This window comes from Martinezella rhizogenes (assembly GCF_007002745.1).
Lineage (GTDB): Bacteria > Pseudomonadota > Alphaproteobacteria > Rhizobiales > Rhizobiaceae > Agrobacterium > Agrobacterium cucumeris.
In genome coordinates this window covers 254,257-266,569 of the sequence record NZ_SGNY01000006.1, presented here as the reverse complement: position 1 = coordinate 266,569, position 12,313 = coordinate 254,257, and the positions used below count along the sequence as shown (strand labels likewise).

The 12,313-nt window shown below is 60.2% G+C and carries 15 protein-coding genes; 7 read left to right on the top strand and 8 right to left on the bottom strand.

The features are described from left to right. Nucleotides 1-3: 3 nt before the first annotated feature. The gene (gene sdhD / locus EXN68_RS18740; protein WP_142842293.1) at nt 4-384 is read right to left on the bottom strand and encodes a succinate dehydrogenase, hydrophobic membrane anchor protein; all 381 of its coding nucleotides are present in this window, start codon (nt 382-384) and stop codon (nt 4-6) included. Nucleotides 385-397: 13 nt separating this feature from the next. Beyond that, the gene (sdhC, locus tag EXN68_RS18735; RefSeq protein WP_142842292.1) at nt 398-790 is read right to left on the bottom strand and encodes a succinate dehydrogenase, cytochrome b556 subunit; all 393 of its coding nucleotides are present in this window, start codon (nt 788-790) and stop codon (nt 398-400) included. 305 nt (nt 791-1,095) lie between these two features. On the opposite strand from sdhC, the gene EXN68_RS18730 reads away from it, so the two are divergent. Continuing rightward, nucleotides 1,096-1,464 carry a hypothetical protein gene (locus EXN68_RS18730; RefSeq protein WP_142842291.1) on the top strand — a complete coding sequence of 123 codons (369 nt, stop codon included), beginning with the start codon at nt 1,096-1,098 and terminating at the stop codon, nt 1,462-1,464. Nucleotides 1,465-1,473: 9 nt separating this feature from the next. Here the strand turns inward: EXN68_RS18730 and EXN68_RS18725 are convergent, their stop codons facing one another. Genes EXN68_RS18725 through tsaD form a run of 5 tightly spaced genes read right to left on the bottom strand, consistent with a single transcriptional unit; the run spans nt 1,474 to nt 4,976 of the window. Continuing rightward, nucleotides 1,474-2,118 carry a class I SAM-dependent methyltransferase gene (locus EXN68_RS18725; protein WP_142842290.1) on the bottom strand — a complete coding sequence of 215 codons (645 nt, stop codon included), beginning with the start codon at nt 2,116-2,118 and terminating at the stop codon, nt 1,474-1,476. A gap of 7 nt (nt 2,119-2,125) precedes the next feature. Further along, nucleotides 2,126-2,569 (bottom strand): EVE domain-containing protein, encoded by a 444-nt coding sequence (locus EXN68_RS18720; RefSeq protein ID WP_003504993.1) that lies wholly within the window; start codon nt 2,567-2,569, stop codon nt 2,126-2,128. A 6-nt stretch (nt 2,570-2,575) separates the two neighbouring features. Further along, entirely contained in the window at nt 2,576-2,869 is a 294-nt protein-coding gene (locus EXN68_RS18715; protein ID WP_142842289.1) for a YciI-like protein, read from the bottom strand. A gap of 26 nt (nt 2,870-2,895) precedes the next feature. Beyond that, on the bottom strand, nt 2,896-3,879 hold the full coding sequence (locus tag EXN68_RS18710; RefSeq protein ID WP_142842288.1) for an NAD(P)H-dependent glycerol-3-phosphate dehydrogenase: 984 nt from the start codon (nt 3,877-3,879) through the stop codon (nt 2,896-2,898). Beyond that, on the bottom strand, nt 3,879-4,976 hold the full coding sequence (tsaD, locus tag EXN68_RS18705; RefSeq protein ID WP_142842287.1) for a tRNA (adenosine(37)-N6)-threonylcarbamoyltransferase complex transferase subunit TsaD: 1,098 nt from the start codon (nt 4,974-4,976) through the stop codon (nt 3,879-3,881). Before tsaD ends, EXN68_RS18710 begins: the two co-directional genes overlap by 1 nt. A 73-nt stretch (nt 4,977-5,049) precedes the next feature. Between tsaD and hemC the strand changes: the two genes are divergently transcribed. From hemC to EXN68_RS18675, 6 genes are all read left to right on the top strand, one after another. Continuing rightward, nucleotides 5,050-5,979 (top strand): hydroxymethylbilane synthase, encoded by a 930-nt coding sequence (gene hemC / locus EXN68_RS18700; protein WP_142842286.1) that lies wholly within the window; start codon nt 5,050-5,052, stop codon nt 5,977-5,979. A 4-nt stretch (nt 5,980-5,983) separates the two neighbouring features. Further along, nucleotides 5,984-6,724: a uroporphyrinogen-III synthase gene (locus tag EXN68_RS18695; protein ID WP_142842285.1), complete on the top strand. Its 741-nt coding sequence runs from the start codon at nt 5,984-5,986 to the stop codon at nt 6,722-6,724. Between the two features lie 73 nt (nt 6,725-6,797). Continuing rightward, nucleotides 6,798-8,165: a COG4223 family protein gene (locus EXN68_RS18690; protein ID WP_142842284.1), complete on the top strand. Its 1,368-nt coding sequence runs from the start codon at nt 6,798-6,800 to the stop codon at nt 8,163-8,165. Between the two features lie 4 nt (nt 8,166-8,169). Next, nucleotides 8,170-9,792, top strand: coding sequence for a heme biosynthesis protein HemY (locus tag EXN68_RS18685; protein ID WP_142842283.1), 1,623 nt, complete (start codon nt 8,170-8,172; stop codon nt 9,790-9,792). A gap of 14 nt (nt 9,793-9,806) precedes the next feature. After that, a complete protein-coding gene (locus EXN68_RS18680; protein ID WP_142842282.1) occupies nt 9,807-10,295 on the top strand; it encodes a tellurite resistance TerB family protein in 489 nt (162 codons plus the stop codon). Beyond that, complete coding sequence (locus EXN68_RS18675; protein ID WP_142842281.1) at nt 10,285-11,016, top strand: glutamine amidotransferase; 732 nt, start codon at nt 10,285-10,287, stop codon at nt 11,014-11,016. Before EXN68_RS18680 ends, EXN68_RS18675 begins: the two co-directional genes overlap by 11 nt. A 12-nt stretch (nt 11,017-11,028) precedes the next feature. Here the strand turns inward: EXN68_RS18675 and EXN68_RS18670 are convergent, their stop codons facing one another. Next, a complete protein-coding gene (locus EXN68_RS18670; protein WP_142842280.1) occupies nt 11,029-12,261 on the bottom strand; it encodes an MFS transporter in 1,233 nt (410 codons plus the stop codon). Between the last annotated feature and the right edge of the window lie 52 nt (nt 12,262-12,313).

Genomic DNA, 12,313 nt, shown 5'->3' with positions numbered 1-12,313 from the left:
GGATTATCCTGCGAATGCGATTTTCAGAATGGCGAAGATTGAGAGGCCGCCAATGAGAACCGCGAAAAACGTATTGAGCATCAGAAGAACGAGCTTCGAAACCTCGGCGTGGACGTAGTCTTCAATGATGACCTGCATGCCAAGCTTCATGTGAATGAGGCCGGAAACCAGCACCAGACCCATGATAACAGCAACAAGCGGGTTGGACAGCGCCGCGACGACTTCCGGATAGGGCGCGCCGGCATATTTGATGAGGAAGACCACGAAGAAGATCAGCAGCGGAACGTTGGCGACTGCCGTCAGGCGCTGGCGCCAGAAATGGTCGGTGCCTTCCTTGGCGGAGCCGAGGCCGCGAACCTTTCCGAGAGGTGTACGCATATCCATGACAGGCTTCTCCTTAGCGCACGATCAGGGCAATGACCCAGATGAGCGCGGTCAGACAGATCGACGCTACAAAGGTTGCCTTGGCGAGTTTCGTGTTGAAGTTCTTCTCAAAGCCGTGGCCGAGATCCCACATGAAGTGGCGAAGGCCACCCAGCAGGTGATGAACCAGAGCCCAGGTGTAGCCGATCAGGATGAGTTTGCCGATGATCGTACCCATCGCCCAGCTGACCCAGTCGTAATAGGCCGGACCGGAAGCAAGCGCGATAAGCCACCAGGCGACCAGCAGGGTTCCGAAATAAAGGGCGGAACCCGTGATGCGGTGCACGATGGACGCGACCATCGTCGGAATCGGCTTGTAAATTTGAAGATGCGGCGACAAAGGCCGGTTATTTGTCAAATTCGCCATCAGAACCTCGCGGCGTTTTCCCGTGCGCCCATCAAACCGGACGCCCCCAAGCAATTGCACATGACGAAAGAATGTGCATTGCACCAACCGCGACGTTTAATCACATGGGGGCGTCACGACAAGCATATTTCAAGAGCGATTCGAATTTAATCGATTGGTTCACGAATTTTTTTTGGATTTTTTTGCCTCAAAATAAAAAATCGAGCATTTCCAAGATTTACACCCTCGAAATATTTACCTTTACGTAATTCATAAATCGTGTAATTTACCTTTTATTAACCAGGAAAATCCGGAGAATGAGGCTCATGTTACAGCGCCGAATCGCCGCTCTGACCATGATGGTCGCAGGCGTCATTTTCACCGTAATGCCACCCGCAGCGGCAGAGGATTTCCGTGGCCGCCAAGATTATCGGCATCAACAATCACAGGCAAGTTTCTCTACGGACGGGCTGCCCTCCACCCTTCCCGGTGGTACCTATGTAGGGGCGATATCGGGGCTTCGCATACGCGGCAACGGCAATTATTTCGCGGTCGGCGGCCGGCTTGCGCGAAACGGTGCAGGTGTAACAACAGCCGCGCCGTTTGCGCCCAAGGCGAAGATAATAAATGTCCGCGCCGAAACCGCCAGCGATGCCTGCGCCTACGAGCATGGCGTCTGCATCATCCGGCCCTGAAGCAAACAATCAGACGAAACGCCAAACGGTGGTCTTCTTGACTTCGCTGTCTTCCAGAGCCCGCGTCACCGGAACCTGATAGGTCGCCTCGGCGAAAAGCCGCTGTTTGGGCAGATAGGCCCGCCCCGGATCGCCCACAAGCACGCTGATGCCCTTCGACGTCAATTCCAGAAACCATGGCAAGAGAAGGTCGGCGAAGGCGCGGTCGTAAAACACGTCTCCCGCCAGCAGAACATCCGCCTCTACCGGTTTGCCAACCAGATCAACGCCACTAAATCCTATATCCACGCCATTGAGCGCCGCGTTCAACCGAATGGCGGTTTCCGTCCACGGGTCGATATCGGCTGCGAGGACCTTGGCTGCGCCGGCCTTTGCCGCAGCGATGGCGACTAGCCCGGAGCCGCTGGCGAAATCCAGCACGCGCTTGCCAGAAACGCTTTCAGGATGATCGAGAACATAACGGGCAAGCCCCTGCCCGCCGGCCCAGGCAAAGGCCCAGAAGGGTGGCGGCAGACCGATCTCCTCCAGCTCCTCCTCCGTCTTCAGCCACAGCTCATGGGCTTCAGTGGCAAGATAAAGACGCAGTTCCGGCACATGCGGTGGATGCATGATGGCAGCATTGTCGAGAATGAAGCGTTCGGGATCGGTCTTCACCGAAGGATCAGTCCGGTGATTTCGGCGGATTGGCGAGGTTGCCCATGCGGCAGACCTCGAGATATTCCTCTTCCGTCACCGGCTGCACGGAAAGCCGCATGGAGGTGACGAGCGACATCTTCTCCAATTTGGGGTTGGCCTTCACATCCTTCAGCGAAACCGGCTGCGGCATATCGCAGACAGCGCGAATATCAACGCAGTCCCACTTCAGATCGCCTTCGGCGGTCGAGTCCGGATGCGACAGCGCGCAGACTTCGACGATACCGACGACATCCAGCCCCTCATTGGAATGATAGAAGAAACCCTTGTCGCCGATCTTCATGGCGCGCATGTTGTTGCGCGCCTGATAATTGCGCACGCCGGTCCATTCTTCGCCCGCCTCGCCCTTGGCCTTCTGCATCTCCCAGGACCATTTGAACGGCTCGGACTTGTAAAGCCAGTAATTCGCCATGCCCGCTCAAGCTCCCGGATTGTTGAAGACCCAGTTATAGGGCTTCACGTCAACGCTTTCGAACAGGCCGGCCTTGGCATAGGGATCGGCATCGGCGAGCGCCCTGGCCGCATCGATATCGGCCGCTTCCACGATGACGAGGCTGCCGTTCGGCTTGCCTTCGGCATCCAGAAACGGGCCGGCGATCTTCAGCGTGCCCTCGGCATTCAGCTTGTTCAGATGCTCCAGATGGGCCGGGCGTGTTTCCATGCGCACGTTCAGGTGTCCGGGCTTGTCCTTGCAGATAAAGGCAAACAGCATTTTCGTCTCCTCAGGGTCGGCCACACTCATTCAGTGGTGATTGGCCGTGTCATCAATTGTTGCATGGCGCTCGCCACATCCAGATTGCCATCGATGATGGCAGCCACCGCTTCGGTAACCGGCATGTCGACGGCATGACTTTCTCCGAGCCGGGCGGCAACGGCAGCCGCAAAAGCACCCTCCACCAACCCGCCGGACATATCCTTGCCCTCACCCCGGCCAAGCGCGATGCCGAAACGCAGGTTGCGCGACTGGTGGCTGGTGGCGGTCAGCACCAGATCCCCAAGTCCGGAAAGGCCGCGTACCGTATCGGCCTTGCCGCCCATGGCGACGATGAGACGCGACATCTCGGCAAGGCCGCGCGAAATCAACGCCGCCCGGGCGGAGTCGCCAAGACCCGCGCCTTCGACGATACCGGCGGCAATGGCGAGAACATTCTTCAACGCCCCGCCGAGCTGCACGCCAATACGGTCGGTGGAGGCATAAAGCCGGAAGGTCCTGCCGGAAATCGTGGTCGCCAGCCGTTCGGCAACCGCTGCGTCTTCCGCCGCAATCGCCATGGCGGTGGGCAGACCGCGCGCGATATCTGCCGCAAATCCCGGACCGGAAAGGACCGCAATGGGATGATGCGGCAGTTCCGCTTCCAGAAGTTCCGTTAGCAGGCGACCGGAGCTGCGGTCGATACCCTTGGCGCAGGTGACGATGATAGAGTCGTTAGCCAGATAAGGACCATAATGACGCGCCGCATCCGCATGAGCCTGCGAGGGCATGGCGAAGAGCACGATATTGGCGCCAGCCAGCACATCCGGCTCGACCGAAAATTCAAGCGCGTCCGGCAGCTCGACACCCGGCAGAGCCGCCTCGTGAACACGATCAGCCTTCAGATCGGCCATCAGCGATGCATCACGGCCGAGCAAGGTGACGTCATGCCGGTTTTCCAGCGCAATGACGACGGCAAGCGCGGTTCCGAAGGCGCCAGCGCCGATGACGACGATTTTTTCCCGCTGCATCAGGCCTTGGCTCCCCTTTTGCCGAAACCGATCAACGTCTCCGCATTGCCATCAAGTGGCCAGCGCGAGCGCGGCGGTATCTCCAGCGGATCGGCTTGCCTGCCATCCGCCATGCGCTCCAGTCCCGCCCAGGCGATCATTGCCGCATTGTCGGTGCAAAGCCGGTGTGGCGGCGCAACGAAACGGAAGCCATGCGTATCGCAAAGCGCCTGCAGTGTCTGGCGGATTTCCTGATTGGCCGCAACGCCGCCGGCCACGACCAGCGCCGGTTTGGTTTCCAGCTGCGGAAACTCCTGGCTGAAACGGGCAAGGCCGCGGCCGATGCGATCCTTGAGGGTGCGCGATACCGCCTTCTGGAACGAGGCGCAGATATCGGCAATATCCTGCTCCGAAAGCGGCGCGATGGCGGTCGCCGCCTGCCGCACCGCCGTCTTCAGGCCGGAGAAGGAAAAATCCAAACGGGTTTCGCCGACCATCGGGCGCGGCAGCGGAAACCGGTTCGGGTCACCCTTCGCCGCCGCCTTCTCGACCGCCGGGCCACCGGGATAGGGCAGGCCTAAAAGTTTCGCCGTCTTGTCGAACGCTTCACCTAAAGCGTCATCGATGGTGGTGCCCCAGCGCTCATAATCGCCGACTCCACGCACCAGCACCAGCTGGGTATGCCCACCTGAAACCAGCAGCATCAGATAGGGGAAAGACAGGCCATCGGTCAGCCGCGCCGTCAGCGCATGGCCCTCCAGATGGTTGATGGCGTAGAGCGGCTTATCCGCAGCCATCGCAATCGCCTTGCCCGTCATCAGCCCTACCAGCAGGCCGCCGATAAGGCCGGGGCCGGATGTGGCGGCAATGGCGTCGATATCGGCAAGCGTCACACCCGCCTGCTCCAGCGCTTCTTCCACCAGCGTGTCCAGCGCCTCGACATGGGCGCGCGCGGCAATTTCCGGCACCACGCCGCCATAGGCGCTGTGTTCCTCAAGCTGCGACAAAACGACGTCGGAGACGATCTCGCCACGCCCGTCCGCATGCCGAACCACAATGGATGCAGCGGTTTCGTCACAGCTTGTCTCTATGCCGAGGATACGAAGAAAGGGGGTCATCAAATCTGTTCGTTCATTGCGATCATGCGCTGAGTTGGTCTAAGACAACTCCGGTAACAATGGATAGACGCGGATGCAAACAAAACCTTTCCGAATCGGCACGCGCGGCAGCCCTCTGGCGCTCGCACAGGCTTATGAGACCCGCAGCCGGCTGATGTCGGCGCATGGCCTGCCGGAAGACATGTTCGAAATCGTCGTGCTATCCACCAAGGGTGATCGGATAACCGATCGCGCTCTGTCGGAGATCGGTGGCAAGGGCCTGTTCACGGAGGAACTGGAAAATCAGCTTCTGTCCGGCGAACTCGATATTGCCGTGCATTCCTCCAAGGATATGCCGACTATTTTGCCTGAGGGCCTCTATCTTTCCGCCTTCCTGCCGCGTGAAGACATGCGCGACGCCTTTATTGGCCGCACCGCGCCGAAGCTGCTGGAGTTGCCGCAGGGCGCCGTTGTCGGCTCCGCCTCTCTGCGCCGTCAGGCGCTGATCCGCCGCCTGCGGCCGGATCTGAGCGTCATCGTTTTTCGCGGCCTGGTCGATACCCGCCTGCGCAAGCTCGAAGAAGGCCAGGCGGATGCAACGCTCCTCGCCTTTGCCGGCCTGAAGCGGCTCGGCAAGGAGAATGTCCCGACGGAAATTCTCGACCCGAAGGAATTCCCCCCTGCTCCGGCGCAAGGCGCGATCTGTGTGGAAAGCCGCATCGGCGATACCCGCATGGACGAGCTGCTTGCCCCCATAAATGACAGGCCGACCTTTGACGCCGTGACCTGTGAGCGCGCCTTTCTGGCCGCACTTGACGGCTCCTGTCGCACGCCGATCGCCGGTTATGCGACCTGCGACGGCGAAGATTTGCATTTTTCCGGCCTGATCCTTACCCCCGATGGCCAGACGAGCCACGGCATTGAAATCTCCGGTAACCGCAGCGATTCGGCAAAACTCGGCCGACAGGCCGGCGAAGAGGTGCGCGCCAAGGCGGGCAGCAATTTCTTCGAAGGCTGGAGCTGAGCCGATGCGGATCGTCGTCACCCGGCCGCAGCGTTCGGGCGAAAGGACGGCCGCAAAGCTTGAAGCGCTCGGCCACGAGCCGGTGCTTGTTCCGCTGTTTCATCCCGTTCATCATGGTGAACGCGCCATCTCGGCGCTCTCCGGCTCGCTGGCGGCCATCGCGGTAACCAGCGCAGAGGCGGTGCGGGCGCTGGACACATTCGGAGAGCAACTGGCCCCGCATCTGTCGAAACCGCTTTTTGCCGTTGGCGGAGCAACCGCTCAGGTGGCGGAAAAAGCTGGCTTCGGGCAGATATTCACCGCGGCAGGAGATGCCCTCGGTCTGACCGCGCTGGTGACGGAGCACCGCGCTCTTTTTTCCGAAGGGCAACCCCTGCTCTATCTCGCCGGCAGGCCACGTGGCTCCGTCTTCGAGGAAGGTCTTGCCGCAGCGGGCATTCCCTTCAGAACGGTCGATTGTTACGAGATGCTGCCCTCGGACATCTCCGAAAACATGCTTGAAACGGCCCTTCTCCACACCACTGCCGATATGGTCCTGCTCTATTCGTCCGAAGCGGCACGGGCTTTTTTCAGCCATGCGTCGGCGGAAAAATATGTGGGTGCGCTGGCGGCGGTCCAGTTCATCTGCATCAGCCGCAATGTGCTTTCTCTGGTTCCGGAAATTTTCCGCTCAAAGGCCATTGCCGCCGAAGAGCCGAGCGAGGCGGCGATGTTCGAACTTCTGTGCCATTACTCTGGAACCTAATTGGCGTTCGCCCCTTTCCTTTGCCGCCGTCACTGACTAGGTTTAGAATACTGCAGGCAGAAATGAGGTTGTCATGGTATCGGGAAAGCCGCCACGCCACTCCAAGTCCAAAGCCGAACCGGTCACAATCGACCTGGACGCAAAAGACGTGAAAGCAATTTCCGCCGAAGGGGACGCTGCCAGGATGGACGAAAAGCCCGATGACAAAACGCCGGCATCGCCAGTAGAACCGGGTGCTCCGGAAACGAAGCCTGAATCAGCCGCAACAGGCAATCCCGCACCCATCTGGGACCAGCCGAAGAAAACCGCCATCGAGCCCGAGCCCAATGTTGGCAAAGCGGGCTCCGCAGCTGCCGAACCGAAGGCTGAGAGCTCCGAGGACAAGCAGAAAGAGCCGGTCTCGCAGGCTGCTGTTCCGCCCAAAGCCGACTTAAAACCGACGGCGGATGCAGCCGGAACGAGCGCCGCCGCAACCGCGGCTGCGGCTTCGAAACCGGCCAAGCCCTCCACCCCACAGCAGGCGGAGCGCAAACAGGCAGCAACCTCCGGCCTTATTGCGGCGGGTATCGTCGGCGGCCTCATAGCACTCGCCGCCGCCGGCAGCATGCAATATGCCGGCATCCTGCCCTCCTCCAATTCCGGAAGAGCCGGAAGCGATGAGATCACTGCACTGAAAACCGATATCACCGGCCTGCGGCAGCAACTTGCCAATGCCCCGGCAGCGGACACTTCAGCACTGGAGCAGCGCATCGCAGCGCTCGAAGGCGCAAAAAGTGAGGCCCCGCAGGTGGATGGTCTTGCGGAAAAAGTGACCGCGCTGGAAGCCGCGTTGCAGTCGGAACGATCCGCACAGGCCTCGGCGACAGCCGAACTGACGCGCCGCCTTACTGACGCGGAAACCAAGATCAATGAACCGCGCGACGATATCGAAGTCGCCCGCGCCATCGCCTCGGCCGCCCTGAAGGCCGCGATCGATCGCGGCGGTCCGTTCCTCACGGAGCTCGACACGCTCTCCAAGGTCACGCCTGATGATCCGGCCATTGCATCGCTGCAATCCTTTGCCGCAACCGGCGTGCCGTCACGCTCGGAACTGATGCAGAAATTCCCTGACGTCGCCAATGCGATGCTGTCAGCCATCAACCAGCCCGACCCCAATCAGGGCATCATGGAACGCCTGACGGAAAGCGCCTTTTCGCTGGTAAAGGTGCGCCCGGTCGGAAATATCGAGGGTGAAACACCCGACGCCATGATCGCGCGCATGGAAAACAAGCTGCGCAACGGTGATCTGCAGGGCGCAGCACTTGAATGGAACGGGCTTCCCGAGGCAGCCAGAACGGCATCTGCCGATTATAAAAAATCTCTGGATGCTCGCATCGAGGTCGAAAATCTGGTGGGCGGCACGTTGAACCGCGCCATCACCAGCACCGGCAGGCAGGGGTAAGGGCATGACCAGAATTCTGACTTTCGCCCTTATCGTCCTGGCGCTCGGTTTCGGCTTTTCCTGGCTGGCAGACCGGCCGGGCGTGCTTTCCATCGTCTGGCAGGGCCAGCTGATCGAAATGAGCCTGATGGTCGCCGCCTCGATCATCGCTGCGCTCGTTGCGGCCGTCATGCTGGTCTGGTGGGTCGTCAACGCCGTCTGGACCTCGCCCAATGCTGCCCGCCGTTATTTCCGTGCCCGCAAGCGTGACCGCGGTTATCAGGCGCTCTCCACCGGCCTCATCGCCGCTGGTGCAGGAAACGCCATTCTCGCCCGCAAGATGACGGCCCGCACACAAGGATTGCTCAACGCCGATCAGGAGCCGTTGATCCACCTGCTCGATGCGCAGGCCGATCTCATCGAAGGCAAATATGACGAAGCGCGCCGCAAGTTCGAAGCCATGGCCCGCGATCCCGAAACCCGCGAGCTTGGCCTTCGCGGCCTTTATATAGAGGCCCGCCGTCAGGGTGCGTATGAGGCCGCCCAGCAATATGCCGAGGATGCGGCGGAAAAAGCCCCCTACCTGCCCTGGGCAGCACAGGCGACGCTGGAAAATCGTTGTCGCAATGGACAATGGGATGACGCGATCCGTCTGCTCGATCAGCAGAAGGCAGCCAGCGTCATCGAACGGGGTGAGGCGGAGCGGCTGAAAGCCGTGCTTCTCACCGCCAAGGCCGGCGAAAAGCTGGAAAGCGATCCGATAGGTGCCCGCGAGGATGCCAAACATGCCCTCAAGCTCGCAAAGAGCCTCGTTCCGGCAGCGCTGATCGCAGCAAGATCCTATCTGCGCGAAGACAATCTGCGCAAGGCCGCCACGGTTCTGGAGCCAGTGTGGAAAACCGATCCGCACCCGCAGATCGCCGAACTTTATGTCCGCGCCCGGAGCGGTGATACCGCCATTGACCGGCTGAAACGTGCCGAGCGGCTCGAAAGCCTGAAGCCCAACAATATCGAATCCCTGTTCGCCGTGGCGCAGGCAGCACTCGACGCCAAGGAATTTGCGAAGGCCCGGGCCAAGGCAGAGGCCGCAGCCCGGATCGAGCCGCGCGAAAGCATCTTCCTGCTGATGGCCGATATTGAAGAGGCCGAAACCGGCGATCAGGGCCGGGTGCGCTACTGGATGGCGCAGGCGCTGCGCGCGCCGCGTGACCCTGCCTGGGTGGCGGATGGTGTCGTTTCGGAAAAATGGCTGCCGATTTCGCCAGTGACGGGCCGTCTCGATGCCTTCGAATGGAAAGCACCGTTTGGCCAGCTCGAAGGCCCTGTCGAAGACCTGACAATCGAAAATGCGATTGCCGCAGCGCCAGCAAGGGCGGAACCGGAACCGGTTGCGAAAACAATCGTCGTCGAAGCTGCTCCCGAGCCTCGTGCCGAGCCGAAACCCGTTCCCGCCGCACCGATAGAGGTGGCGCCCGCCGTATCGGTTCCGAAGGAGAAAAAGCCCGCCACCATCGAAGCGCCGGCTGAAACCAATGCAGCGGATGAGAAGGCGGAAGCCGTACCCTTCTTCGGCGGCGCGCCGGATGACCCCGGCGTCAAGAAACCCGGTGTGGAAGCCGAACCCAAGACCCGGCTCAAACTCTTCTGACCAACAGGATATCGATGCTCAACCGGATTCAGTCGTTTATTCAGAACCTCGTCGGTCCGCATGCGGATGATTTCAGCCCCGATGATTTGAGGGTGGCAGTCGCCGCGCTCTGTTTTCAGGTCATGGAAGCGGATGGCACCGTCTCGAAAAGCGAGCGTGACCGCCTGCGTGAAATCCTGCAGGATTATTACCATCTCGATGCCGGCAAGTTGGACGCTCTTCTCGCCGCCGGTCAGGAGGCCGGCAAGGAGGCAGTCGATTATTACCGCTTCACCACCGACATCCGCCGCCATCTCGACGAAGATCAGCGCGTGGAGCTTATTGGCATATTATGGGATATTGTTTACGCTGACGGCGAACGAAGCGAAATGGAAGACCATGTGATCTGGCGAGTCGCCGATCTGCTCGGTGTGTCCGTTCGCGACAGGGTTCTGCAACGTCAGCAGGCCGCCACGCGGTCCGGGCCGGCTGAAGAAAGCGAAAACCAAGACGATGCTGTTTGACCCTTCCAGGCAACAGGGAAAACAACCTTCGCTGCTCATTGTCCTGCATCAGGAACGTTCCACCCCCGGCCGCGTTGGCCAGATGCTGGTGGAAAAAGGCTATCGGCTGGATATAAGGCGACCCGCTCTCGGCGACGACCTGCCGCAAACGCTGGAAAAACATGCCGGGGCCATCATCTTTGGCGGCCCGATGAGCGCCAATGACCCCCATGATTACGTCAAAGCCGAAATTGACTGGCTGAAGGTGCCGCTGAAGGAAAACAAGCCGTTTCTCGGCATCTGTCTTGGTGCACAGATGTTGTCCAAACATCTGGGCGGCAAGGTTGAGGCCGACAGGGAAGGCAAGGTGGAAATCGGCTGGTATCCGCTTCACGCCACCGAACACGGACGGCTTTTGATGCCGCATTGGCCGAAGATGGTTTATCATTTCCACAAGGAAGGGTTCGAGCTGCCGCGCGGAGCCGAACTTCTGGCATCGGGCGAAACCTATCCCAATCAGGCTTATCGATATGGTAAAAATGCCTGGGGGCTACAGTTTCATGCCGAACTCACCCGCGCCATGATGCACAGCTGGGTGGTGCGCGGCGCGCAACGTTTCGGCATGCCGAATGCGCAGGTCGGCAGCCAGCACCTCGAAGGCCGCATGTTGTTCGACACACCACTCCGCTCGTGGCTCAGCAATTTCCTCGATCTGGTTTTTGAGGGCAAGGCGCAGCGCTGAAGCCCGTCGCCGTCAGCGCGGCGCGTCCAGATTGTCGATCTTGCGCAGCTTGGAGAAACCGAGCGCCCAGATGACCGCCACAGCAAGCGTACCGGCTCCGCCGATGACGACGGCAGGCACCGCTCCAACAACATGCGCCATGGTGCCGGCCCGGAATTCACCCAGCTCGTTCGATGCACCCACAAACACCATGTTCACCGCATTCACGCGCCCGCGCACCTCATCCGGCGTCCAGAGCGCGATCAGAGTTTCCCGCACATAGACCGACACCATGTCCGATGCGCCCATGACCACCAGTGCGGCAATCGACACCCACGCGGTTTCGGAAAGACCGAATACGACAGTGGAAATGCCGAAGAGGCCAACACCGATAAACATCAGCAGGCCGGCATGATGGCGGATGGGCCTGAAGGCCAGAATGACGGCAACGGTAATTGCACCAATGCCCGGGGCGGCGCGTAAAAGCCCGAGACCCCATGGCCCGAGCGTCAGAACTTCCTTGGCGAAAATCGGCATCAGCGCGACGGCGCCGCCCAGCAAGACCGCGAAGAGGTCGAGCGAAATGGCACCGAGGACGATCTTTTCCTGCGAAATGAATTTGAACCCGGCCAGCATCGTTTCGAGGCTGATGGCTTTCGCGGGACCGCGCTGTTCCGGCTTACGGATTGTCACCGCCAACATTGCCGACACGATGAAGAGCACGAATGCCACGATATAGGCAACGGAAGCGCCGAGACCATAAAGCAGGCCACCCGCAACCGGGCCAAGAATGGATGCCATCTGCCAGGAAGAAGAATTCCACGCAATGGCGTTCGGTAAATCCTCGACAGGGACAAGATTGGGCGCCAGTGATTGAACTGCTGGCCCCATGAATGCCCGCTCTATGCCAAACACCACGAGAATGGCGAAGACCGGCCAGGGAGAAAAACTGTGCGTCAGCGTCAGGCCAAGCAGCGCCGCAGCGCAGCCAGCCGCAATCACCAGGCAAATGGCCATGATGCGCCGGCGATTGTGCCTATCGGCGACTGTTCCGGTAACGAGGATCAGAAGCAGCGATGGCAGAAACTGAAAAAGCCCGATCAGACCAAGATAAAAGGCATTGCCGGTCACCTCATACATCTGCCAGCCGACTGAGACACTGACAATCTGGATGGCGAAGGCTGAAAAAAAGCGGGCGCTGAAGAAGCGACGATAGGAACTATGCCGGAATGCACCGAAACGGTTTTCGGCAGAAGGCAGGGACATCGGCTGGGTGCTCTCGAGAGAATATGAGACGTTTGCAATAGAGCGATATCAC